This window comes from Chitinophaga sp. RCC_12, assembly GCF_041360695.1.
Taxonomy (GTDB): Bacteria; Bacteroidota; Bacteroidia; order Chitinophagales; family Chitinophagaceae; genus Chitinophaga.
Genome location: NZ_JBFUPS010000002.1, coordinates 713,732 through 738,863, shown reverse-complemented (window position 1 = coordinate 738,863; position 25,132 = coordinate 713,732). Strand labels below are relative to the sequence as shown.

23 protein-coding genes and 1 tRNA gene are annotated in these 25,132 nt (G+C 40.4%); 9 read left to right on the top strand and 15 right to left on the bottom strand.

What is annotated here, in order from left to right; genetic code table 11:
* Positions 1 to 7: 7 nt before the first annotated feature.
* The 5 genes from AB6805_RS08345 to AB6805_RS08325 form a co-directional block, all read right to left on the bottom strand.
* The gene (locus AB6805_RS08345) at positions 8 to 1,051 is read right to left on the bottom strand and encodes a DNA adenine methylase (RefSeq protein WP_370908975.1); all 1,044 of its coding nucleotides are present in this window, start codon (positions 1,049 to 1,051) and stop codon (positions 8 to 10) included.
* Complete coding sequence (locus AB6805_RS08340) at positions 1,039 to 2,742, bottom strand: hypothetical protein (protein ID WP_370908974.1); 1,704 nt, start codon at positions 2,740 to 2,742, stop codon at positions 1,039 to 1,041. The genes AB6805_RS08345 and AB6805_RS08340 overlap by 13 nt, the downstream gene beginning before the upstream one ends.
* Before the next feature lie 3 nt (positions 2,743 to 2,745).
* A complete protein-coding gene (locus AB6805_RS08335; RefSeq protein WP_370908973.1) occupies positions 2,746 to 4,266 on the bottom strand; it encodes a hypothetical protein in 1,521 nt (506 codons plus the stop codon).
* 4 nt (positions 4,267 to 4,270) lie between these two features.
* Positions 4,271 to 5,359 (bottom strand): hypothetical protein, encoded by a 1,089-nt coding sequence (locus AB6805_RS08330; RefSeq protein WP_370908972.1) that lies wholly within the window; start codon positions 5,357 to 5,359, stop codon positions 4,271 to 4,273.
* Positions 5,360 to 5,482: 123 nt separating this feature from the next.
* Complete coding sequence (locus AB6805_RS08325; RefSeq protein ID WP_370908971.1) at positions 5,483 to 5,743, bottom strand: helix-turn-helix domain-containing protein; 261 nt, start codon at positions 5,741 to 5,743, stop codon at positions 5,483 to 5,485.
* Positions 5,744 to 6,215: 472 nt separating this feature from the next.
* Between AB6805_RS08325 and AB6805_RS08320 the strand changes: the two genes are divergently transcribed.
* Complete coding sequence (locus tag AB6805_RS08320; protein ID WP_370908970.1) at positions 6,216 to 6,503, top strand: hypothetical protein; 288 nt, start codon at positions 6,216 to 6,218, stop codon at positions 6,501 to 6,503.
* A gap of 820 nt (positions 6,504 to 7,323) precedes the next feature.
* On the opposite strand, the gene AB6805_RS08315 is transcribed toward AB6805_RS08320, so the two are convergent.
* From AB6805_RS08315 to AB6805_RS08290, 6 genes are all read right to left on the bottom strand, one after another.
* A complete protein-coding gene (locus AB6805_RS08315; protein ID WP_370908969.1) occupies positions 7,324 to 8,493 on the bottom strand; it encodes a relaxase/mobilization nuclease domain-containing protein in 1,170 nt (389 codons plus the stop codon).
* Positions 8,468 to 8,824 carry a plasmid mobilization relaxosome protein MobC gene (gene mobC / locus AB6805_RS08310; protein WP_370908968.1) on the bottom strand — a complete coding sequence of 119 codons (357 nt, stop codon included), beginning with the start codon at positions 8,822 to 8,824 and terminating at the stop codon, positions 8,468 to 8,470. The genes AB6805_RS08315 and mobC overlap by 26 nt, the downstream gene beginning before the upstream one ends.
* A gap of 102 nt (positions 8,825 to 8,926) precedes the next feature.
* On the bottom strand, positions 8,927 to 9,838 hold the full coding sequence (locus AB6805_RS08305) for a toprim domain-containing protein (RefSeq protein WP_370908967.1): 912 nt from the start codon (positions 9,836 to 9,838) through the stop codon (positions 8,927 to 8,929).
* Between the two features lie 186 nt (positions 9,839 to 10,024).
* Positions 10,025 to 11,191 (bottom strand): VapE domain-containing protein, encoded by a 1,167-nt coding sequence (locus tag AB6805_RS08300; protein ID WP_370908966.1) that lies wholly within the window; start codon positions 11,189 to 11,191, stop codon positions 10,025 to 10,027.
* A gap of 47 nt (positions 11,192 to 11,238) precedes the next feature.
* Complete coding sequence (locus AB6805_RS08295) at positions 11,239 to 11,586, bottom strand: helix-turn-helix domain-containing protein (protein ID WP_370908965.1); 348 nt, start codon at positions 11,584 to 11,586, stop codon at positions 11,239 to 11,241.
* Between the two features lie 108 nt (positions 11,587 to 11,694).
* Positions 11,695 to 12,618 (bottom strand): hypothetical protein, encoded by a 924-nt coding sequence (locus AB6805_RS08290; RefSeq protein ID WP_370908964.1) that lies wholly within the window; start codon positions 12,616 to 12,618, stop codon positions 11,695 to 11,697.
* 340 nt (positions 12,619 to 12,958) lie between these two features.
* On the opposite strand from AB6805_RS08290, the gene AB6805_RS08285 reads away from it, so the two are divergent.
* Positions 12,959 to 13,270 carry an HU family DNA-binding protein gene (locus AB6805_RS08285; RefSeq protein ID WP_370908963.1) on the top strand — a complete coding sequence of 104 codons (312 nt, stop codon included), beginning with the start codon at positions 12,959 to 12,961 and terminating at the stop codon, positions 13,268 to 13,270.
* 1 nt (position 13,271) lies between these two features.
* On the top strand, positions 13,272 to 13,658 hold the full coding sequence (locus AB6805_RS08280; RefSeq protein ID WP_370908962.1) for a hypothetical protein: 387 nt from the start codon (positions 13,272 to 13,274) through the stop codon (positions 13,656 to 13,658).
* Between the two features lie 145 nt (positions 13,659 to 13,803).
* Here the strand turns inward: AB6805_RS08280 and AB6805_RS08275 are convergent.
* A tRNA-Ile gene (locus AB6805_RS08275) sits at positions 13,804 to 13,877 on the bottom strand.
* 116 nt (positions 13,878 to 13,993) lie between these two features.
* On the opposite strand from AB6805_RS08275, the gene AB6805_RS08270 reads away from it, so the two are divergent.
* The gene (locus tag AB6805_RS08270) at positions 13,994 to 14,623 is read left to right on the top strand and encodes an HAD family hydrolase (protein ID WP_370908961.1); all 630 of its coding nucleotides are present in this window, start codon (positions 13,994 to 13,996) and stop codon (positions 14,621 to 14,623) included.
* Positions 14,624 to 14,651: 28 nt separating this feature from the next.
* Here AB6805_RS08270 and AB6805_RS08265 read toward each other — a convergent pair whose 3' ends face one another.
* The 3 genes from AB6805_RS08265 to AB6805_RS08255 all read right to left on the bottom strand — a co-directional run bounded on the left by AB6805_RS08265 (position 14,652) and on the right by AB6805_RS08255 (position 15,635).
* On the bottom strand, positions 14,652 to 14,894 hold the full coding sequence (locus AB6805_RS08265) for a hypothetical protein (protein WP_370908960.1): 243 nt from the start codon (positions 14,892 to 14,894) through the stop codon (positions 14,652 to 14,654).
* A gap of 83 nt (positions 14,895 to 14,977) precedes the next feature.
* On the bottom strand, positions 14,978 to 15,328 hold the full coding sequence (locus AB6805_RS08260) for a TM2 domain-containing protein (protein WP_370908959.1): 351 nt from the start codon (positions 15,326 to 15,328) through the stop codon (positions 14,978 to 14,980).
* Positions 15,329 to 15,338: 10 nt separating this feature from the next.
* A complete protein-coding gene (locus AB6805_RS08255) occupies positions 15,339 to 15,635 on the bottom strand; it encodes a DUF2752 domain-containing protein (RefSeq protein ID WP_370908958.1) in 297 nt (98 codons plus the stop codon).
* Between the two features lie 166 nt (positions 15,636 to 15,801).
* On the opposite strand from AB6805_RS08255, the gene rimP reads away from it, so the two are divergent.
* The 5 genes from rimP to AB6805_RS08230 all read left to right on the top strand — a co-directional run bounded on the left by rimP (position 15,802) and on the right by AB6805_RS08230 (position 24,931).
* Complete coding sequence (gene rimP / locus AB6805_RS08250) at positions 15,802 to 16,266, top strand: ribosome maturation factor RimP (RefSeq protein ID WP_370908957.1); 465 nt, start codon at positions 15,802 to 15,804, stop codon at positions 16,264 to 16,266.
* 16 nt (positions 16,267 to 16,282) lie between these two features.
* Entirely contained in the window at positions 16,283 to 17,530 is a 1,248-nt protein-coding gene (gene nusA / locus AB6805_RS08245) for a transcription termination factor NusA (protein ID WP_079471571.1), read from the top strand.
* Positions 17,517 to 21,329 carry a translation initiation factor IF-2 gene (gene infB, locus AB6805_RS08240; protein ID WP_370908956.1) on the top strand — a complete coding sequence of 1,271 codons (3,813 nt, stop codon included), beginning with the start codon at positions 17,517 to 17,519 and terminating at the stop codon, positions 21,327 to 21,329. Before nusA ends, infB begins: the two co-directional genes overlap by 14 nt.
* Positions 21,330 to 21,548: 219 nt before the next feature.
* Positions 21,549 to 22,931, top strand: coding sequence for a peptidylprolyl isomerase (locus AB6805_RS08235; protein ID WP_370908955.1), 1,383 nt, complete (start codon positions 21,549 to 21,551; stop codon positions 22,929 to 22,931).
* A gap of 152 nt (positions 22,932 to 23,083) precedes the next feature.
* Positions 23,084 to 24,931, top strand: coding sequence for an amidophosphoribosyltransferase (locus AB6805_RS08230; protein WP_370908954.1), 1,848 nt, complete (start codon positions 23,084 to 23,086; stop codon positions 24,929 to 24,931).
* Positions 24,932 to 25,132 lie beyond the last annotated feature (201 nt).

Here is a 25,132-nt window from a genome sequence, read left to right as displayed (position 1 = left end):
TAATATGTCAAATACCAACAATCAAAAATTCAAAATTTTCATTATTGTTCCTATTTAGTGCATAATTGTATTTCCCCAAATTTATTGATTTCACATTTCTCTTATATGCTCTTACAGTACTAATTATATCATCTATTGAGGGAATTCCATTACTCCTATATGAAACAACTATTATAGAATCCTTATGCTTATTTATTAAAGAGTCTAGGTCATTTAAAAAATTAATTTTAGACTCAAATTCATGATTTTTATTGATCAAAATCTCCTTATTCCTTGATAAGGGGTTTATGAACTTCTCGATATCATGATAGTGAACTAGGCCTTCTAAAAAATGGTATTTTGCATGATAAGATACGTGATCATCATTTCTAAAATATGGAGGATCAATATAAACTAGGTCGGCAGTTTTCTTACAACTAAGTGCAGATGTGTTCAAAGAAAGATTTTTCTTCCCATTGCTAAATACCAGTGTATCCAGTTCATTTAAAAATTTTGAAAATAATTCTTCAAATGACCGCTCCCAGGTAACTTTATTCCCAAATCCACCTCCATTAAAATTAACCCGCAGATTTAGATTCTTTCTATGAAATAAATTATAGGGCCTTTTTATTAGGCAGGCTTGAAACAAAAGATAATAAGCGCTTGCTTTTTTTTCATTGTCATCAAGCAGTTCAATATTCTGTACAATAATATCAATTTGTTTATTCTCCTTTGGGGTAAAATAGATATCCTCAAAATTCTTTTCTATTATCTTCTTATATTTTATCCCCCTTTTTGCTTTTAAAAGATTATTAATGTCATCCTTGTTTAGCTTATTAGTATCATTTTGAATCAGTGCCTTTCCAATAATAGAATTAAAGCTAAATATGTCATTATAAATTACTCGCTTATTCTTTGCTTTAGCATAATATGAGAAAATTGCTGATCCTCCGAAGAGATCTAGTACAGAGTTAAATTCCAATTGCAAAGATTCCAACTCCTTCCATATACTTACAATTAATTTCCTCTTAGACCCATAATACCTTGTAACTGGCAAATTTATTTCTGACATATTTTTTCTATAAGTGACTTGAGAGTTTCATACTCCGGTTCTGCGATACAAGTTAGAAGAGCATTATTATGTTGTGCAATGGGTACTTGAAAATAATAAGGAACAGTTCTCACACCTTCTCTTTCAACATTATAACCTGGAACTTGATTAAGATTAATAAAATATTGTTTTAGCTTACAACTATCATCACTATAAGGCGATACGATGTAAAACTCAATTGGTAAAATACCTTCGATAGGTTTTAAGGCATCAAGTATTTTACTACATTTAACCAAGTACCCCTCTATATAATCATTTGTTAACTTGGTCTTAGCCTCAATAAAACAAATTTTCTTGTCTGTTTTTATTACGCAATCGATCTCCCCTAATGAATCGGTATTGTAAAACACTTCAAAATTAGTAATATAATTAAGCTTTAATTCCTCCACCGCAGTTTCTAAAAAATCTTCAAAGTAACTTGACATAAAGTAAAAGGCAATCTCCGGCTTTAAAACCAATACCTTTTCTTGAGGCTGTTTCGTAGGGCTTGCATCACTTCTGAAAAATTCAAATCCTTTTTCTGTATCATCGTCTTTGATCCAATGAAGTAAATTAAAGCTTTTTCCAATTTTCGTATTAGTATAAATACCAAGTGCGGTTTTCCCTTTGGCAGATGAAATATAGAAATCGTAATCTTTAATATGATCCAATTTCTTAACAACGCTAACCTCTTCGAAAAAATGTGAAAATTGTGCAGGTACAACTATACCTTGTATATAGTGGTTCTTCTGAATAAATGATAGTAACTTATTCAGTTCGGCTTCTTTAATAAATGCCTTAAACTCTCTCAATTCTTTGCTGTCTCCACCAGACTTCCTAGGAAGTCTTTTGGTAAACAAAAAATGCATTTGAAACCAAAAATAATCAAGAAAAAATTCCGGCTTTATCAGTGGCTTTAAATCATCTACAGAACTAGCAGTCAAAAAAATCAGTGAATTATATTTTACTCCAATTTCATTTTCATTTTCTTTACTGGCATCCAGTACTAAACTTATACTAGGCTCCTGTGAGGGGTCTATCTGAATTTCAAATACACTCTGAAATTTCGAATGGCTAATCCAAACGTCTTCGCTCTCGATAACATCTTGTTGTATTAAATCCTCTATTAAAAACTCAATTGGAACGTAAGGCAGCACCCCTCCCTTGGATTCTGTTAATTTCACTATATTAGAAAGATGCTCGTTGAATTTAAGAACTACAAGTCTCCCTAATATCCCTTTCAAACTTTCAAAAGCAACATTATCTATTAAGAAATTAAAAAATTGCTTTTCTTTTATTAAGTTAGTGATGCTCGTTTTTATTGCTTTACCCTTATCGGCAACGCTATTAAGGCAATAAATTAATTTCTTTGGCTTATATAAAAATAGTATGCCGGTTCTGTTTAAATCTATTTGATTTATAATATCAGCACTAACATAGTCAGAAATAGCAGCCGCAATTTCCAACAATATTGCAGGTTGGTCGATATTCTCATCAGCAGAAAACCTATAGCCAATCCTTTCTAAAAACTCGTCTTTAAACAATTTTGAAACATGGAAATCTTTTTCCATGTTTGCCCCCAAATCGTAGAGCAAAGTGCAGAAAAATTCAATTGAAGTACTTAAATCCACATCATATTTATAGCACTCGATATTACTTACATTATCAAACATACACTATAAATTATTCTTTGTATAGGTTGCAATTAGTTTGCTAACTTGTTCCTGATATTCAAAATTATCTTTATATATATTCAGCATTATGAAAAGTTCCTCTGGATCATAATCGATAATCTCAATTTGATAGATATCAGAACTCAGCCTAATAGAACTTTTGCGCAATTCCAGTTTAAATGGAGCGTATATTATGACATCATTTTCATACTTACCTATCAATGTATTTAACTTCCTATTAATGCCGTCGATGTCTTGTTCCTCATTAAATAGAAAAAAATGAGTCTTATTATTTCTCAAATCAATAAATGATTGGTTATCACGCCTATCCAGTTTGACCTCTCCAAAGTTGGCCTCCAGGTAGTAATTTAACGGATCGAAAAATTTCTGGTGTAGCGATTTAAATGCACCTTCTAATTCAAGTCTACTACGCGTTTCTTCAAAAATGGCCTTGAGTCCTTGTTCACGAGTCAATAATTCTTGCAGTGAAATTGTTTCAGTTTCATTGAGCAACAATTCAATAGCATTTCTAAGTAAATCTCTATTCCTCTGATGTCTTTTTTTCTCAAGCTGAATAACCATCGGGCCTAAAGCATCTTCTTTACCTGCAGAAAAGAAATCATTCAAATATGTTATCAATTCGAGTAAATCTGCATTTTCACTAATTACAGGCAAAGATTTAATATCAGGTTGAATTCTTGTAAAAAAAGCTTCATTAGCTTCCTGGATAATTTTGGTGCCAGCAGCATCAGTTAAACATGTTATCAGTAGATGCCCCTTAATCTTATTAAACAAATCTATCAACTCACGATATGATGTTAGAAAGCGATTAAATCTCAATTTTGATTTTTCTTGAATCTTTTCAACTTCATCAATTGCAAAAATGAAATAATTCCCTGATGCAGCTAGAATATTAAGAAACAAAACCAATACTTCACGTTTATTAAAGCTTTGCAATTGCTGAAGACCAAAATGAGTATAGTGTCCTTTTGTGTATAATCTACCTGTCCCCAGATAAATCAATCTTCTTAAGTCTTCGCTACTTCCCACAATTTCACTAGAAAATAACTTCTCCGTATATTCTCTAATTCCGGAAAAATCATCTCTATATTGATTTGCAAGGTCAGAATAATTTACACCTTGCCCATGTAATTTTGAAATCGACTGCTCAAGTAAAGGAGTGGCGTGATCTTGAATTATTTTCAGCAAAAACAACACGATATCTGGTTGTTCGATATCAGCCCTTGAATAAATTACCTTTGGACCAACATTCTCTTCAAAAAATAATTGTAAATACTTTAGAAGGTTAGTTTTACCATTTCCATACTGTCCAATTATTAGATTAGTTTGCATTCTTTCACCATCGATATCCCGTAGTTTATCAGCTAAAGCTGCCTTTACTTCATTTTGATCAATGATAAAAAAAGGCAATTCAGGAACTTTACCCTCCTTCAAATCCATTCTTACAATATCAATTGTCTCTGGACGGGGCTCCAGTTTATCCCATAATCCATTAATATTCATAAGACTATTTAATTTTCATTTTAAGAACAGGAATGCCACGAATATCAAATCGCTTCCGTCGATCAATTGAACTTACTATATTACTAAAGAAAATATGTTTCTTCCTTTTTTCGTTTTCGTAATACTTATTTACAAAGCTCTGAAATGTTTCAAAGGACATTCTAAATCCTTCCTTTAAATCATATAGATTAACAAACCCAAGTTCGCCTTTTCCTTCTTTTATGCAGTCACAGTATCTTTCCTCCAATACACTTCTTTGGCTATTATATAATTGCTCCTTCTTAAACTTATCACCTACGTATAAATTGAATTTTCCTATTAGATCTTTGTACCATTGAGAATAACTTTCATTTGAGTGAATAACATCTTGATAGTTTTTTCTTATTATCATTCTTTTATCCAAAAGATCAAGAGTACTCAACCAAAAGTTGCGAACAGTATTATAGTTTTCTAAGCTTGATTTTGTAAAATTAAAATGTCTAATCCCATAAAAATCGTCCAAAAAATCAAATTGATTTTCGATATAGTCGGAAAATTTATACTCGTAACTCAATCTCTTAAATAGACACAACGTAATAAGAAGTAAAAAATCAACCTCCAATAATTTCTTATAGTAAAAATCTTTTTCTTCTTGCTTATAGTTTGTAAATGACGATTCAATTGCTAAAAGGGTCTTGCCATCCTCTGTAAGAGTATTGTTTTTATCAACTAGCCCCAATTTATCTTTGGTAAAATTCACATAGTATGAGGCACTTTTATAAGTAGAATAAATTTGTTTCTCAAGTGCAGACTTGTTTTTCTTTCTTACTGCATCTTTAATGAACTCAATCCTCTCTGGTTTCTTGAGCAGTTCAAATGCTTTTATAACCTCTACAATTGCCTCCTTACTTGGTAAACCCGTAAAATCCTTAATCGCGTTTTTTGCGTACAAATTTGAAAGCTCATCAAGAAGATGAAAATAGAATTCAATGTTTATTACTGAACTGGCCAATGGCTTTTTTTGTTCATTAATAAAATCGCAAACCAGCCTAGTAACTTTTAAAGGCTGATTGAACGGTCTATGTAAACTTGTTATAAAGGGGGGTGTTGCCATTAATTAATCAAAAAAACTTCAATATAGCACAAATAGGTATTACTGGGACTTCTTTTATATCACATGTCTATTTTTTATCTTTATATATCTATGTAATTCAATAATGTTATCAGTGAATTTAGATCAGACAAAACCTTCTTTAAAAAACTCCTCCATCGTCATTCCAAAAGCACTAACTACCTTCACTAAACTACTAAATCTCAAATCCTTCCCTTGCTCATACCTCCCAAACTGCGCCCGTGGAATATTATGCTCATATGCAAAATACTCATAACTGGTATACCCCGCCTTTATACGCAAATCTTTAATCCTCGCCCCCAATTTTGTGAGCTGGTCATCTGGATCAAGTTGCACTTTTTCAGTGTTTTTCTTTTTACTATCCATATACTAAAATAAATGAATAGTTTACACATAAGTAACCATTTATATGTTACTATTAATAAGAAACCACTAATAAACAACTACACATAAGTAGCTAAATTCAGTTCTTTTTATTAATTTGCTTAAAAACCTAACAATATGATCAAGCCATCAGGTTAAAGAAAATCAAAGTACTATTTTAGCGATCTAAAGATATTTCAAGCTTCTTGCTTTAGATCTCGTCCTGGTAAAACTGGTAATTTGAAAGGCGACGAGGAGAAAAGTGGGTAGCCCATGCTATGACGCATGGGCTCACTTAATCGTCGCCAGGTATACCAGTACCTCCAGGGCGTTAAGTTGGGTCCTGCGTCTTTTTCATTTTAGGCCCTTCTCAGAATTCACAATTAAACGTTTCAGTTTGGAGTTAAACGACCTTCTCAGGCCGTATAGGAATGGTTTTGTCCCAAAACACATTAATAATAAAACCTTATCTCTTATGCAAAAAAAACAAAATCACCTTTCACCAAAGAAGGCGTGGTTAGAGAAACCATTTAGGCTAACTGTTGGTGAAATGAAGAATCCTCTATCTGTTTTAAAGGGATTTTTTAATACCTATGATCTCCTGAATGTCAATGACCACATTGGTAAATTACTCAATAGCTTTCCCGATGCAGATCCCGAACTTTTAGAAACTATCGAATTTGTTCAAGATCTTGAAAGGCTAATCGAAGCCAATCATTTCCTATTGAGAAAGAGTACCAAGAAAGTTAGAACCTCTCAATAAATTCAATTACTAGGGGCTAAAACTCTTAGTCTATTAATAATACTAATCATCTCCTAACTACATAGAACACAATTATGAATATGTCAATAAATGCTTTATTACAGATACATACCTTATTCTCTAAACTCCCAATTACCTTCAGAGAAAGGGTTTGCGAGGAATGCAATTGGAGTTTACCAACATTCTATAGAAAAATGAGGACGCGGGACGCGGAACGTGATGGTAAAGTCGTTCCAGCTTTAAGTAATGCTGAAAGAAAGACCATCATTCAGCTTATGAACGAAGTTTATTCTCAAGCTGATATTGAGATAAACGAACTCCTATCTGAATAATACAACGTATAAATGCTGTCGATTAAATGGCCAAATAATAGCCATAAAATTGACAGCATTTACCATTCCTGCTCAGTTACTTGTCATCAATGTTGTCATAATATCAAGTATCATTATCGCCAATTGCTAAAAACATAAGGAATAATAGCAGGAATTATCACCATTAATAGTGCAAGAAAACATGCCATTGCCATTATAATAATGGACTTCCAAGTGGGATTAATAAAATTGAATTTTACACCAAAAAATTTAATCTCAATCAATACTTTCATATATAAAAAATTTATTTCAACGAAGGTATCGGGAGTGAGAAATTTAAAAAAGGACAGGAGGAGCGCTATAATATTTATTTAATAATCAATCATTTATAATAATGAGATGATTTTCAGTATTTCCTCATTTTCAAAATAGATAACCTCATAATCAATGTCAATACACAAAATAGGATCACAAAACCTTGAGCAATAAAAAATTTCCGTGACGATCTTTCATATACCCCGATAGCGCTTCTTCTTTTTCTTCTTCTTAAACTGGTTCAATAGGGCCAAATCTTCACCATAATTAATGTAAACAGGGCTGAGCAAATCCCTAATAATATTGCTAATCCAAATTCCCGTTTGCGTTGCTGCGCGTACCTCGCTAAGGTCTGGTTGCGCAAGCCAATTACTAAATGTTCCAGGCTTTCTAACTGAAAGTGAATATCCTGTGAGCGCTGAAATAAACTTTGATACTCCTTGTTCAATCTGGTTAGGTGCTTTTGTTGTTCCTCTCTGTATTGCGTCTGACTGGACTGATGCCAGGCCTGAATTTCCTTTGTAAGCGAGAGAATTTTCTCCCAGTCTATTAGCTGAGTCGCTGGATTTTGTTCTAATGTTTGCCTGGTAAATTGCTGAATTATCTCTTTCTTGTTCATAGTGGATTACATTTTTTACACTTGACCATTTATAATCATTTCCTAATGTCGCGCCTTTAAAAATCATTCCCTCGTAGCTATAGCTAATCCCACTTACGAAGCCCGTTTTAGCTTGATTAAATAAAACATTAACGCCTCTTTTTCGCAGTGTTTCTATAAAATCCACTGTTGTCAAACGATGTTCTAAGGTACTTTTCAATATTACCTGGAGCTTCATTTTAGTCGAAATTTCTCCCGTGCGTTTCATCATCTCAAGCTCGTTCTTAGTCATAGCACGCTCCTTTGCCTGGTTACTGGACTGTACTTTGGTTAAGTTGTACTTAATTTCAAGTTGCCTTATAACTCTTTCGCTCCGGGCAAAATCCTGACTATCTGATAAAGCTTTACCATCAAAACCGATACGATTTACAAGGATATGAAGGTGCGGATGATCGGCATCCCGGTGGCGAAAAATGATGTACTGATGCTGTGTGAAGCCGTTTTCTTGTAGGTAATCGTTTGCAATTGCCAACATTTTTTCATTGGACAAATCTTCTTCCGGGGGGAAATTTAGAGAAGTATGATAAAAATATTTTTGCAAATTGGGGCGAAGAGCTTTTATCATGGCTACTTCTTTCATGATACTTTTCTCAGATAATCGGGAAAAATTACTTTCCAAAATCTCTGCAACGCCGTTGTTTACCTTCTCAAGATTGTAGCGCAATGCTCCACGGAAGCCTTTACCTTTCACCTGATCTGCCGTCATCGAGAAGAATTTTTATAGTTTTTTTGACCGTTAATGATAGATGCGTTAGTATAGTTAGATAGTCTCCGGGCATCTCTTGCTGGTTAATTCTATGGGTAGCCTGATTTAAATTGACACCGATTCTATGTAGTTCTCGGTATAAATCGGCTTCAATGGGAGACTGCTTTAGCTCTGGAAACTTACCGCTAAACATCTTCTGTCGTATCAAATTCGCCGGGCTTAAACAGCAGGATCTGGCCAGCACACACACCTTTTCATGCTCGATTTTAGTAAGCCTGATATTAACCTGTACAATCCTTTTTTCTTCCTCCTTTGCTTTGGGTCTTGCCATAATTATTAAAATTTTGAACGAAGTGAAAATTTTATCTCCGCCGACAAACTGTGGGCAAGCCGTTGTAGCGTAGCGAAAACATGGCTTGCTCCTCACATTTTTTCAAGGCCCTTTTGTTCGCAGACCTTTTCTGACCTTGTTATGATCATGGATAAGCCAATCGTTTAAATCTTTGCTGCCTTTATAGAAATCACTTCTATCAATGTACCGGTTACTCCACTGTAATGCCTGGGCGGTAAACTTTCTACCAGCATTGTCATTATCTAATACAAGGTGGATTTGTTTATGCTTCTCCATTAAAGACCGGCTTTTCTCAAAAAAGGAAAGGGAATTAAGCACAAGGCAATTTGTCAAAGGAGCCTGCTTACTATTGTTTATAGTTTGAAAAGATAAAAAATTGAAAAAGCCCTCAAACACTACTACCTCATCAGTGGAGTTATCTATAAAAGAAATGTCTTTAGGTGAGCTACTGCCTTTAAAATGTTGGCTGCGTAGTTCATAGCCTCCGGCCTTATTTGGGAAACCAATAACTGTATATTTTCTACCGTACAAAAGGAAATCTACCTCCCGGCAAAATCGATCAGCAATATTCAGCGGAATAGTTCTCCGATCCAGGTAAGTCAATAAAGATTTATCTGACAATGAGCGGCTTTCGAGAATCAGAACCTTACCGTCTGATCTATCTTTCTTTTCAACAGCCAAAGAAGGCGGGTGAAAAGAAAGAGCAGGGGAGAGGGGTTGCAGAGATAACCGATCCAGTAAATCTCGAATGCTACAATTGAAATAAAGCAGCCCAAAGTCTATCAAATTTCCTCCCTTACCTATTCCGTGATCATACCAAACATTCAACTGTCTGTTTACCTTGAAGGAGGGGGTCTTTTCCTCCCTTAGCGGTGACAAATACCAATAATCCTGGTTGCTTATCCTCTGGGGTTCATGTCCCAACTGAGCCAGGTATTGCACCATGTCCCGCTGCTTGAATTCCTTTATTGATCCATATTGAATATTCATCATTCTTTTTTATTAAATCAAAAGAGTCGTGATTTAAGAAAGTAGTTTACTGCCCTTACTTCCTTACTTAAATAGTTGGGCTTCAAGTAGGAGAAGTAACCATAAGTAGGTATAAGTAATCAGTGCTTACTTATGAAAATCCTTTATCCTGGCTGGTTCCAATCCTGAAGTAAGCAAGTACCTGGTGGGTTAATTTTTATTATAGTTTTTGAGATAATAGGCTTTAATGGGATAATCCTTTTCTTTTGAGTAGCGGTTATCCCGTACATATTCAAGCATCCGCAGCGCCTTTCCCAGTTGTTGGCTGGAAATCTTTAACAAGCCATCTGTTTCTTTCCTCAAAGCCACCTCAATTTCTCCCGTGGTAAGGAACAAGTCATAATCTTCCTTCATTCCGGGTCTATAGAATTTCATAAGTAATTCCATTTCCGGGGTGACCATTGTAAACTGTCGGTTCTCCTCCTCGTTTTCTCTGACCTCCTCGGCAGTGATATCGCAGGCAAAACCCGTTTTATATAACGCGTACGCCTGGGACCAGACATCGTCTATATTCACTTCCTGAGAATAGTTCCAGTCTATGCCCGATATCTCAAAAGGTATCCATCGAACATTTCCGGTGGGATCTGTCAAAAACTCCGTCATATTGGTAGATCCTATAAAGCTGGCGCGGCGGGATAGTTTCTTTGCTTTCCGCTCATAGGGATGTCGTTCCTTTACAAAGGATTTGCTTAGAATACTTTTCAGTGCGTTGATCTCCACGCGGGTAAAGGTGGCCAGCTCGTCCAGGTTGATGAGGAAGTTTTCAATTAGTGCAATGAGGCTATCTTTATCAAAGGAGATATTTTCCGCCATATAGTTTTTAAGGGCCGGCGGACATAAATAACGGATAAAAGTCGTCTTGCCAGAATTCTGCATCTCATGCACCAGAATAATAGCATTCTTATTACAATACTGATCTTCCAATGCGCATTTAATAGCCCTGACCATCCATTTCTTAAAATGCCGCTCAAAACGAGACGGATTCCGGGCTTTAATATAGCTGCTTAATTGCCCGATGAAATCCCCGTTCTCTGCGCTCCAAACAGGCAAATTTTCGAAGTAATTGATAAATGGGTTATACCTGTCTACATAATCAGATTTAAGCAGGTAGATAAGCTCGTTTAGGTTAATCTTAAAGCCTTCCAGGTTCAATTGACGGTAAATATTAAACTCATTAAGTTCTTCCCAACTGGTGGATAATTGCTTTTTGAATTCAATACTCCCGGTAATCTCGTTTAGCCGAAAGTAGAATTGTTCCGACAAGTACTTTTCCAGACGGATATGCTCTTGCTGCTTTTTATTTGTATCCTGGGTCATGCTATTACTGTTGAAGAGAAGGGAAATACTGGATTATAAAAGATAGGCTACGGCTTCCTATAGCGCTTTCTGCTGGCCAACATAAGATTTCCGGGAGTTGTCTCCGCACTTCCTTTTCGACTAAATTCCTCCACCCATAAAAGCAGTGCGGATAATTTCACGACATAGCTTTTGCCCACTTTAATAGCAGGTAGATTGCGGTGATGTATGTAATACCGGACTGTCCCAACCGGCTTTCTTACAATACCTGCGGCCTCTGGAAGATCTAATAACCTATCCGGGCTTTCATTCTGGGGCTTTGTTGATTTTTTTGAATTTTCTGATAATGTGTTTACAGTTGTCTGTAACTGTTCAATTTTGGTGAGAATCAGCTCAAATGGGTTAATCGTTTGCATCACAGTCGTTTTTAATTGTTACTAACTGAATGCAATTTGAGTCGGAATGCTGCTTTAATCAGGGAGATTGGGGAATGAAATCAGGGAATCAGGGAAATTCCTGATTTATCATTTTAACTTATTTATTTTCAATTTGTTAAGCCGGTCAGAATATTTGATAAAACTATTATCCTGCCTAAATTCTGAGAGAAATGAGTTGAATTTCGCAATACTATTGCCGCTGTAAGTGAAATAAGCCTCGAAAACCTGATCTAACGAATAGGCTTGTACGAAATAATTACGTTGGTAGAAGAAATCAATCATGGCAGCAATACAGCCGTTAAAACCATGTGGGTTCCTGTTGTCTTTTGATTTCTTGACAGGTGCAAATATATCAAACCTAAATTCTGCTTCCAGTAACTTGTCCTTAATAAATTGTAGCGTTTCGAGTGAGCTACCATTTGTGGGAACAATCATATCCAAGAGGGTAGGAGCTGAACTAGCCCCTTGAACTAAGCTATCCGGCTCAGGTAGAGTAGGTGTAATAGCCCTTTCTTCCAGGGCTAATTTAATCGCCTCTCTGTTCTCCTGGTCAAGGCGATACATATCCTCATATTTCTTTGATTCCCGCAAAGATTTATCCTTCAGGAAGCAAAATTGCAGCTCCTCATCTGCCTCTGGAAGCCTGGCATTATCATATGGGAGATAGTTCTCTGTCAAAAGCTGTAAACAATGACGTAGTACTGTATAAGATAATACCGGAACCTGCTGGATAAGCTTTAATCTGAAGCTCTTATTAAAAGTCCAAAAAATATACTTGGCTATATCTTCGAAGTAGTTAATATTCCAGAACGAGTCTACTGTGATAGAGTAGGGGTTGCTAAGTAGGGTTATGCAGTTACCGGTTCTTATTATTTGTGCAGCATATAAGTCATACCAACCAATTCTAAAGTTAAACTTACTAGTTGTTTTTCCTTCGACAGGAACTTCATTTAAGTAATGATGATTGGATAAGAATTTTGTTGGGTAACTAACTTTAATATGACCTTTCATATAATCTTATGTTAAGTGAAAAATTATGGTTTGTCATACTGTGTACTCTCTAAATTTTATTTATTTAAAAATATTTACCAAATCATTTTTTAAATCTCCATATCTATTATATTTTATAACACTATGTTTCTTAATGCAATATGATATTTTTTAATAAGTCAATTTTCATTAACGTCCAGTTAACTAATTACGGGAACAGAAAATCTTCTTTTGTATAAGAATGCTTGAAATGAGAAAGAATGTCATGCGGTAGAGACACCATAACATATTAAAATGAGGGCCTACCAACAAATTTTAAATCTTAGTACTAAAATAATATTCATCACAATAAATTTCACAAATGAATAAAGCCGATCTATTAGAAAGAATATCAAGAGATGCTGGAATTAGCAAACCGCAAGCATTGATTGTAGTAAACTCCCTTATTAAATCAATTAATTCGACTTTAGGAAAAGGAGAAAAGGTGACTTTAGTAGGTTTTGGAACATTTTCAATTTCAAAAAGAGCAGCGAGAACCGGACAAAATCCACAAACTGGCAAAATAATCAAGATTGGAGCGAAAAAAGTGGCAAAATTTAAAGCAGGAAAACAACTCCAAAGTAAAATAGGAGGGGGTACAGATGATACAGGACCTATGAAAACAAAAAAATAATATGAAACTGAGCGAATACAAAGAAACATCCAAAAAATATACTGAGAAAGCTAGTGAAATAACCAGACAACTAACCCTAGCTGGGATCGCAATCATTTGGTTGTTTAAAAACACTGGCATTAATCAACCTATTTTGGGAAAATTTCTAATTTTCCCTTTGCTATTCCTTTCTCTGGGGCTAATATTTGATCTACTTCAGTATGTAGTTGGAGGGCTTACCTGGATCTGCTTTTTTAGAAAAAATGAAAAAGTAGCTGCTAGCAATGATGTCGATATAAAAGCTCCTGAATATTTAAATAAGCCCATTTACTTTTTCTATTACGCCAAAATAGTTTGTATGATTGGGGCGTATATATTTCTTATTGCTTTTATTTCAGCTAAATTATAATCAAGTCTAAAATTATTTTCACTATACAAACTGTCAAGTAATCGTCAAAAATGAAATAGTCCAATTTTCAAAAACATGTATCAAAACATGTATCAAATGAAAAAAGGCTTTCCGCGTTAATCCGCTGAAAGCCTTTTGTAGTAAGTGGTCCCACCTGGGCATGATCCAGGGACCCCCTGATTATGAGTCAGGTGCTCTAACCAACTGAGCTATAGGACCTGTTCCGAAGAACGAATTCCCCTTTTCAGGGGACGGCAAAATTAATTATTTTATTGAATTAACCTAAATTTTTTTTTAATCCCAACGCTTACGCATATACTTAATAAATTTGCGGCATGCAAGGCATAAAGAACATTATTTTCGACCTGGGTGGCGTTATTCTGAACATCAACTACCAGCTTACCAACGAGGCATTTATTGCGCTTGGCGTGAAGAACTTCAATGAGTTGTATTCGCAGTTTCATGGTTCCAGCTTATTTAACGGCCTGGAAACGGGGCATGTTTCCGTGGAGGAGTTCCTGGCGGAAATGCAGCGCCATGTGCCGGAGGGAGTTACGGGTGAGCAGATAACAGCGGCGTGGAATGCGATGTTGCTGGATTTTCCTTTGCAGCGGCTGCAGTTATTACAGCAGTTGCGGCAGCATTATAACCTGTATTTGCTGAGTAATACCAATGCGATACACCTGGAGGCTTTCAACCGGTTGTTGCAGGAGAGCAGGGGAATTCCTTCGCTGGGCAGCTTTTTCGACAGGGCTTACTATTCGCACCTGATGGGACACCGCAAGCCGGACAAGGAGTCGTACCTGATGGTGATGGAGGAAAACGGGTTATTGCCGGAGGAAACGTTGTTTATAGATGATACGTTGCCGAATATAGAGGGAGCAAAGGCGGTAGGGTTGCAAACCATTCATCTGCAGGCGCCCCGAACGATTATGGATATTTTTCAGCCTAAAAAGGCGTTATAAAAAAGGCCGGTGATGCACCGGCCTTTTTCTATTTAACATCTTCAAAATCGAGGTAATCTCCTTTGTCCACATTTTTAGGTTGTGGGGTGGGAGGAGGTTGTGGACCTTTTGGTCCGCCATTTTGCTGTTCATACTGCTGACGCATATGATCCTGCATATCGCTCATTTGTCTGCGCACTTGCTTGGTAACCCTGTAGCCTGGTATGATCAGGTCGAATACCAGTTTGTACAGCAGCCAGGCCAGAATTATAGAAACAAAAAATCTTAACATAATGACACGAAGGTAGCGGAATATCCTTTTCGACCTCCTGAAAATCACCTCATTTTAAGGTTTTTTTAACTTTCAGGGAGCATTTAAAGTCCAAGTAAAGCGGCTGATGCCAGGGATTCTTTTTTATTGAACTGCCAGGCCATTTTGCGGGCGTTGATGGCGTCAATAATGGTACCGATGCCGCAGAAACCAAGGGTGATAAAATATACAATTCCCATGGCGATCTGGTCTACCAGGAAGCGTTGCACGCCAGCCACGCCCAGGAAACCTATGAGGCTGCAGATAAGGATTGTTTGCGGATCTTTACGTCTGCCCTGGTATACGGCCAGGAACCGCTGCTTGTTTTCGGCAGAATAGCTCTTGGTCAGTTCCTGTAGCCACATCATTTCCTCGGCTTCAATTCCGGGGAGCATCGCAAATGAAAAGTCGTTCATAGTGTTGGGTTTATGATTGTTTGAAATCAGCATATTGATACCGGGCCAGTTGCACGGTGCGGTACAGCAGCACGGCTACTACCAGGGGAGCAAGCCAGTGATGTTGAATGGAGGCAGTCCATTGTCCGTGTAAAAAATAGTGGATACCATGACCTAATCCGCAGCCGGGGCAAATAGGAAGACCTATATTTTTAAAGAAACACAGGCTGCCGGCATTTTCGTCGGGCGGCATCATATACAGGAGGGTCAGGCCCAGGGGCCATGCCAGCAGTTCGATATTTATTTTTCGCCAGAAAGCGGTCGCCACGTCAGATATTTTAAAAACACATATGAATGATGGCAGAGCATCTTACATAAATATTTACATACAAGTTAAAGAAATAGTTTTTCAATCAAAATAAAATCCTAATTTTGTATAAGGAAAAATGATTCAAACGAAGGGGACGAGATATTGTCCCCTTCGCGCTTTTTGTATGGCAAACGAACACGTGATAAAAACTATCCGGGAAATGGCAGAAGGACTGCTGGCGAATAATCCCGACAATTTTTTGGTAGACATCAGAATTAAGCCCACTAACAATATCAAGCTCTTTCTGGACGGGGATAAAGGGGTGCCGGTGGCTACACTGGTGTCATTCAACCGTCAGTTATATCCTTTGCTGGAAGCGGCTGAACTGTTCCCAAATAACGATTTCTCCCTGGAAGTTTCGTCCGCAGGCCTGGATGAACCGCTCAAACTGCACAGACAATACCTTAAAAATATTGGACGCAAAGTGGAAGTTACCCTGCTGGATGGCTCTGTAAAAGAGGGCACCCTGCAAACGGTAACCGAAGATGCTATTAACATCGAGGAACTGATTGGCAAGAAAAAAGAAAAGAAGTCAACTGATTTAAAACTTAATGAAATAAAGCACATAAAGGTGTGCATCGTGTTTTAAAATATAACAACTAAACATGGCTAGTATTAACTTGATTGAGTCATTTACCGAGTTCAAGGAGGCGGAAAACATTGACCGTCCTACATTGATGAAGGTCCTGGAGGATGTGTTCAAAACGCTTCTGCGGAAAAAATATGGCTCAGATGAGAATTTTGACGTGATTGTAAATACCGAAAAAGGTGACCTTGAAATATTACGCCGTCGAACCATCGTAACGGATGGGGAAGTAGAAGATGATAATGCACAGATCGCATATTCCGAAGCTATTAAGGTAGAACCGGATTATCAGGTCGGTGAGGATTTATATGAAGAGGTAGAGATCATGGATTTTGGCCGCAGGGCTATCCTGGCGGCAAAACAAACTTTATCTGCCCGTATCGGCGATCTGAAAAAGAACATCCTGGTAAAGAAATATGCCGACAAAGCAGGTGAAATTGTAAACGGCGAAGTATACCAGGTTTGGAAAAAAGAAGTTTTATTGCTTGATGATGAAGGGAATGAGTTAATTTTGCCTAAATCTGAACAAATCCCCACAGATTATTTCAAAAAAGGGGAGAACGTAAGAGCGGTGGTGAAGAAGGTTGAAATGAAAAACAATGCCCCACTCATCATTCTCTCCCGCACACATCCATCCTTCCTGGCTAAATTGCTGGAAATTGAGGTGCCTGAGATCTTTGACGGGCTTATAGTGATCAAGAAAATTGTTCGTGAACCGGGAGAAAGAGCCAAAGTGGCTGTTGAATCCTACGATGACCGTATAGATCCGGTAGGAGCCTGTGTGGGTATGAAAGGAAGCCGTATACATGGCATCGTGCGCGAATTGAGAAATGAAAATATAGATATCATTAACTTTACCACCAACATTCAATTGTTGATCCAGCGTTCTTTAACACCCGCCAGGATCAGCCGCATGGAAGTGGATAACGAAAACAAATACGCTTCCGTTTACCTCAACCCTGACCAGGTATCACTGGCTATCGGTAAAAAAGGAGTAAACATTAAGCTGGCTTGTGAACTGACTGGTTTCGAGATTGATGTATTCCGTGATGAAGCGCAGGAACAGTCTGAATTTGATATCGATCTGGAAGAATTCTCGGATGAAATCGAAGAATGGATAATAGATGAGCTTAAACGAATAGGTTGTGACACTGCCCGCAGCGTATTGGAGCTGACCGTTGAAGAACTGGTTCGCCGTTCGGATCTGGAAGAAGAGACAGTGCAGGATGTAAGAAGAATATTACAGGAAGAGTTTGACAAAGAATAAAGCCGAGCCACAACCCTTCCCAGGTAAAGGCCTTATTAGAAAGGGAATTGATTTTTTCGAGTTATTGTTTAAACGTAAAAAAACATCCCGTTTTGAAGAAACGGGAAACAGGGGAGGCCCGAAATACGATATGCCTGAAACAACAAACAACACACCACGATTGCTGGCTGCAGCCAAAGAGTTTAATATTGGTAAGGAAACCCTCATCGATTTCCTTGGCAATAAAGGCTTTGATATGGACGGCTTTGGTTCTCCCAATGCCCGTCTTACGGCTGTTATGTACACAGCACTGCAGTCGGAGTTCCAGCAGGACAAGGCTAACAAGCGCAAAAGCGACCAGATAGCCCTGCCTAAAGGAAGCGTGTTAGAAACGATGAAGAAGAAAGAGAAGGAGGAAGCGGAAGCGGCGGCTAAAAAGAATACCACCAAAGAAAAAGAAGAGGCTGCTCCTGCTGCTAAACAGGAAGCAAAACCTGAACCCAAACCGGAACCAGTTAAGGAAACCCCTAAACCGGAACCGCAACCACAGGCGAATGTTGCCCAGGCAACTCCGCCTCCCGCAAAGGAAAAAGCTGAACCGAAGCCTGAACCACCCGTTGTTACAGCTCCCCCTGTTGCGGAAGTTCCCAAAGCACCGGCAACGCCTCCTCCGGCAGAACCAGACGCGGTGAAGAAAACGGATTCGCCGAAAATCAACGGCCCTAAAGTGATCACCACTATCGATCTGGACGCATTAAACCGCAATAAAAAACCAGTTGCTAAAAAAGCAGACCAGGAAGAAACTCCGGCTCCGCAACCAGAAGCAGTGAAACCACCGGTAAAAGAAGAAAAACCGGCTCCCGTTACACCCGCTCCCCCAGTTGCTGAAAAACCGGAACCTAAACCCGTTCCTGCCCCTCCCGTACAGGAAGCAACTACAGCGCCAACTGAAAAACCAGTTGAGAAAGCTGATAAAGCTGAAAAAGTGGAACAGGCCCCTAAAGCCGAAACCTCTCCATCAGCAGAGAAAGTAGCGAAAACAGAAAAGACCGATACGACAGACAAAACGGAAAAAGCCGCACCGGTTGAAGATAAACCTGTAGTTAAAAAAGTGGAAGAAGTATTACAAGCCGCAAAACCGGCTGCAGTCAAAGAACCGGCGCACGTTCCTGTTAAACATGTCGTAAAAACGGAAAATCGCAAACCCTCTACTGCCGAAAACACCCCACCAACACCTCCCCCCGCGGCCCCACAGGCACAGGACGAGGCTGCTGGCTCTGCGGTGATCGAAAACATTCAGGCCGAAAAACTAACCGGCCCGAAAGTGATCGGCAAAATTGACCTGCCAGTTCAGTCTGACAGACGCGATAATAACAAGAACAGCAACTTTAGCCGGGACGAGAAACGCAAACGCAAGCGTATCATCGTGGAAAAGAAACCTGAACCCGTTCAGCCTAAAGACTTTAAAGAAGGTGACCGCAAAGAAGGCGGCGCCCCAGGCGAACATCGCCCGCATCAGCATGGTGGACAAGGCGGGAATCGCCCTCACCACGATAACCGCGGAGGTGGACATCAGGGCCAGGGCGGCGGAAATCGTCCGCAAGGCGATAACCGTACCCATAACCGTCCAGGCGGCACCAACACAGGTACCGGCGGCGGTGGTAACTACAACAGACCTGCCGGACAAGGCCAGGGTCAGGGCGGAGGCTATAACAGGCCCGCCGGACAAGGCGGTCCAGGCGGCGGAGGTAACAGACCAGCCGGACAAGGTGGCGGTTACAACCGTCCAGGCGGCGGACCAGGTGGTGGCGGCAACAGACCCGGACAAGGCGGTGGCTATAACAGGCCAGGCCAGGGTGGCGGCTACAACAGACCAGGTCAACACCGCGGTGAGGATAAACGTACTACCGAAGAAAAAGAAATCGATAAGAACGAGATCCAGAATAAGATCAAGGAAACAATGGCCAAGCTCGGTGGCGGCGGTCGCGGTAAAAACGTGAAAGCTAAACACCGTAGAGAAAAACGTGAGGAAAGAGCCAACCAGAAAATTAACCAGGGCGACGGAGACAACAAACTCCAGGTAACAGAATTCGTTTCTGTATCCGAACTGGCTAACCTGATGGATGTAAGCTTCGCGGAAGTAATCTCTAAATGTATGGGCCTCGGTATCATGGTATCTATCAACCAACGCCTCGATGCGGAAGTAATAGAACTGGTGGCCGGCGAATTCGGATACGAAGTTGAATTCATTGGTCTGGAAGATGCAGAAGAAACCGATGATGAAGATGAAGTAGATGATCCTGCAGATCTGGTTCCACGTGCACCGATCGTAACCATCATGGGTCACGTCGATCACGGTAAAACCTCCCTGCTCGATTACATCCGTAGTGCAAACGTGGTAGCCGGTGAAGCCGGTGGTATCACCCAGCACATCGGTGCGTACCAGGTAACAACTGCCAGCGGCAAAAAGATCACCTTCCTCGATACCCCAGGTCACGAAGCGTTTACCGCGATGCGTGCCCGTGGTGCCAAAGCAGCGGATATCGCTGTAATCGTGATCGCTGCTGATGATGCTATCATGCCGCAAACAAAAGAAGCCATCTCCCACTCACAGGCAGCCGGACTACCAATGGTGTTCGCTATCAATAAAGTGGATAAAGAAGGCTCCAACCCTGAGAAAATCAAAGAACAACTGGCCGGCATGAACCTCCTGGTAGAAGATTGGGGCGGTAAATACCAGAGCCAGGAAATATCTGCCAAAAGCGGGTTAAATATTGATGTGCTCCTCGAAAAAATATTACTGGAAGCGGAACTGCTGGAATTGAAAGCCAATCCCGACCGCGAAGCCTCCGGAAGTATCGTGGAAGCTACCCTGGATAAAGGTCGCGGTTACGTTGCCTCCCTCCTGGTACAAAATGGTACCCTCCGTCAGGGCGATACCATCGTATCCGGCTCCTTCTTCGGAAAAATCAAAGCCATGTTCAACGAACGCGGCCAGAAAATGGAAGAAGCAGGACCATCCATGCCGGTACAGGTACTCGGCCTGAATGGTGCACCACAGGCAGGTGAGAAGTTCAAGATGTACTCCGAAGAATCCGAAGCCAAAGAAGTGGCTAACCGCAGAGCACAAATCGTTCGTGAACAAGGTATCCGTACCAAGAAACATATCACCCTGGATGAAATCGGCCGCCGTTTGGCACTGGGTAACTTTAAACAGCTGAACCTCATCATCAAAGCCGACTTTGATGGTTCCGTAGAAGCGTTGAGTGACTCCCTGCAGAAACTGTCTACCGAAGAAATCGTGATCAGCATCGTTCACAAAGCAGTAGGTCAGATTACAGAATCCGACGTATTGCTGGCAACCGCTTCTGACGCCATCATCCTCGGATTCCAGGTACGACCTTCCTCCCAGGCTGCCAAGCTCGCGGAGAAAGAAAATATCGAAATCCGTAACTACTCCATCATCTATGACGCGATCGACGAAATCAAGAGCGCCATGGAAGGTATGCTGGAACCAAAAATCGAGAAGAAAGTGGTGTGCAACGTTCAGGTGCGCGAAACTTACAAATTCGAGAAGGTTACCGTGGCAGGTTGCTTCGTTATCGATGGCAAGCTGACAAGAAACACCCGTATCAACGTGGTGCGCGACGGTATCGTGGTTCACACCGGCGAACTCGGCTCCCTGAAACGTTATAAAGATGACGTGAAAGAAGTGGCCGCTAACATGGAGTGTGGTTTGAGTGTCCGCGGATACAGCGATCTGAGACCTAACGATAACATCGAAGGGTTTGAAGAAGTAGAAGTGAAGAGAACTTTATAAGAAGCCTGTAGCCAAAAACTACCCGCTTTAAAATAGCATACAGCGAAGAAAAGAACGATCCGTAGTGTAAAATCTATCATCGTTATTTTCTTCGCTGTTTTTTTGGCTAAGATGCTTATGGCTAAAAGGCGGCAGCTTATCTAAACTTTTGTTAAATCCATCGACATTCCCTATGCTACTGACTTTTAAATGGTTATTTTTGGTTTTTACCGCTTTTGTATGAAGAAACTTTTAGCATTATCCGCAGGTGCCTTGCTGCTATGGCAGGCTTCTACGGCCCAGAAACTGGTGGCAGACAAGATTATCGGCGTTGTAGGGGATAAAATTATCCTCAAATCCGATATGGACGGAGCACTCAGCGATCAGCAACACAACTCACCCGATGGCAATCTGGCGCCTGATGCTGCTTGCAAAACACTGGAAATGCTGATTTCCCAGAAAGTAATGGTGTTACAGGCGGAAAGAGACAGTTTACCGGTAAGTGACGGCGACGTGGAAGCGCAGATGGAAAACCGTATCCGCTACTTTGAATCCATGTACGGCAGTAAGGAGAAAATGAAAGAAGTTACCGGCTACTCCATTTACCAGCTTCGCGAACGCTTCCGTCAGCCTATCAAAGAAGGTTTGCTGGCCCAGGCAATGCGTAACAAAATCATTGAACCGGTAAAAGTAACACCCTCAGAAGTGAAACGCTTCTTTGACGCTATCCCAAAAGATAGCCTCCACTTTTACGAGTCAGAACTGGAAATAGGTACCCTCGTGCTGCAGCCCAAAGCTACCCGCGAAATGGACCAATACGCCATTGACCGCCTCCTCGATTTTAAAAAACGTGTTCAGAATAAAGAATCGGATTTCGGCTCCCTCGCTATCCTGTACTCCGAAGATCCGGGCGTAAAGGATAACAAAGGTGTGTATACCCTGAACCGTAATGATAAAAATACCTGGGATCCGGACTTCCTTGCATCTGCCTTCCGTTTGAAAGAAGGGGAGATTTCCTCCCCGGTGAAGTCGCAACACGGATACCACCTGATCATGATGCTGAAACGCTCCGGCGATAACGTTACTGTTCAACACATCCTCGTAAGAGCCGCAGTAACCAAATCCGACCTGGCCAGCAACACTGCCAAACTGGATTCCATCCGTAAAAGCATCGTAGCAGGCAAAATCACTTTCTCAGAAGCCGTAGCCAAATACAGCGACGCACCAAGCGCCAAATTTGATGGCGGTATGATGCAGTCCAAAACCGGCGACGGAAGCACCCTGATCACTATTGATCAGCTGGATGATCCAACCGAAAGGGATATCGTAATGATGCTCGACACCCTGAAAGCAGGTCAGATTTCCGCCCCCGTACAGTATACAGACGAAAACGGCCGTGCAGCAGTACGGATCGTATACCTGAAAACACGTACCCAGCCACACCGGGAGAACCTTACAGATGATTATTCCCGCATCCAGCAAAGAACACTGGATATCAAACGCGCGGAAGCCATCAACAAGTGGCTCATCGAAAAGATCCCGACCTTCTACGTTCACGTAGATGATCAATACAAAGACTGTAACCATATCAGCCAGTGGATGGCTGCCCTGGCCAAGCAATAACAATACTATTTATATAAAGCGGAGATAGGAGCGGAAGCTCTTATCTCCGCTTTTTTATGCCCTGATACTGAATAGGCAAAGGCTGATAGCTTTACAATCGCTTTCTGGTTTTCTCCTTTTTTGGCGTACCTTTGCGACTTCAATTTTCTGCCATGAGTGATGCGATCAAACATGAATGCGGTCTGGCATTTATAAGATTAAGAAAGCCGTTTTCCTACTACCAACAAAAATATGGGAGCGTTTTCTATGGGCTGAACAAACTGTACCTGCTCATGGAAAAACAACACAACAGAGGCCAGGATGGCGCTGGTTTGGCTACCGTGAAACTGAATACCGAACCAGGCGTTCCCTTCATGCACCGTATCCGCAGTGCTGCTCCACAAGCCATCGGAGATATTTTCGCGAAAGTACGTGATGAGATACAGGAGATAGAAAAATATCAGCCGGAAATCACCAAATACCCCGGCCTGATGAAAGGCCATGTTCGTTTTCTTGGTGAACTCATGATGGGACATATCCGTTATGCCACCCAGGGTAAAAACAACGTGGAACTCTGCCATCCCTTCGTACGCTACAATACCATTCCTGCCCGCAACCTCGCCATGGCCGGTAACTTTAACCTGATTAACACAGACGAACTGTTCGAGTTTTCCAAGGCACAACCCGGCGAAGTACACAAAAACAGTGACCTTGCCGCCATGCTGGAAGTTGTACACCATTTCCTCGCTAAAGAGGACAATGAAGGCAGCAACGACCTGGATATCAAAAAGATCCTGCAACAGGCATTTTCCATGTTTGATGGTGGTTATCATACCTGCGGCCTGATCGGCTCCGGCGATGCTTTCGTGATCCGCGATGCACACGGTATCCGCCCTTCCTACTACTATATTAATGAAGATGTGATTGTAGCCGCCTCTGAAAGGGCTGCTATCCGCACTACTTTCAATGTAGGCGAAAATGAAGTACTGGAACTGATGCCAGGAAATGCGCTGATTGTTAAAAACAACGGCGACTACTCCATAGAACAAATTCTCGAACCTAAAGAACGTAAGGCCTGCAGCTTTGAAAGGATTTACTTCTCCCGTGGTAACGACGAAAAAATATACAAGGAACGCACTGATCTCGGCCGCCACCTGTCCGGCACCGTATTAAAGGCGATCGACAATGACCTCCGCAATACCATTTTCTCTTTTATACCAAATACTGCTGAAGTAGCCTTCTATGGCCTGTTAAAAGGGCTGGAAGAATATCTCAACAAAATAAAAGTAGAACGCATCCTTTCCTGGGGTAACGATTTTGATGAGGAAAAGCTCACCGAAATGGTGAACCGCCGTATCCGCATCGATAAAATAGCCACCAAGGACGTGAAAATGCGTACGTTCATCACCGAAGACTCCAGCCGTAATGAAATGGTACAACACGTGTACGACATCACCTACGGTAAGGTAAGACCCGGTATTGACTCGCTGGTGGTGATCGATGATTCAATTGTACGTGGTACCACCCTGAAAGAAAGTATCGTTAAGATGCTGGACCGCTTAGGACCCAAAAAGATTATCATCGTATCTTCTGCGCCGCAGATCCGCTACCCCGACTGCTACGGTATTGATATGAGCAAGATGGGCGATTTCGTAGCCTTCCAGGCCGCTATTGCCCTCCTGAAAGACCATGGCAAGGAACATATCCTGAACGAAGCCTACGGCCTCTGCAAGGAATTGCAACGCACCAATACTCTTCACGCACAAAACGTAGTGAAAAACATCTATAAGCCGTTTACCCCGGAACAGATCTCTGCCAAGATCGCAGAAATCCTCAACCCGGGCGGTATTAAAGCAGAAATAGAAGTGATCTATCAATCTATCGAAAGCCTCCATCTGGCTTGCCCGAACAACCTTGGGGACTGGTACTTTACCGGTAATTACCCTACTCCGGGCGGCAACCGTGTAGTGAATAAAGCATTCATGAACTATATGGAAGGCAAAAACGAAAGAGGATATTAATCGTATAAATAATCAGAGATCTGGTCATTTGGTTATCAGAAGAAATTCTTCTTTTGAGCTGAATAATCAGATCTCTGATTTTTTAAATGACTATTTGTTTTCATGTTAATTTTATCTTAAATAACCCCCTTCCTCCTGACTGTATAAGTCTAACAAGTTAACTTCCTGTAAAATCTGTATTTTCGTAATAGTTAATTATAG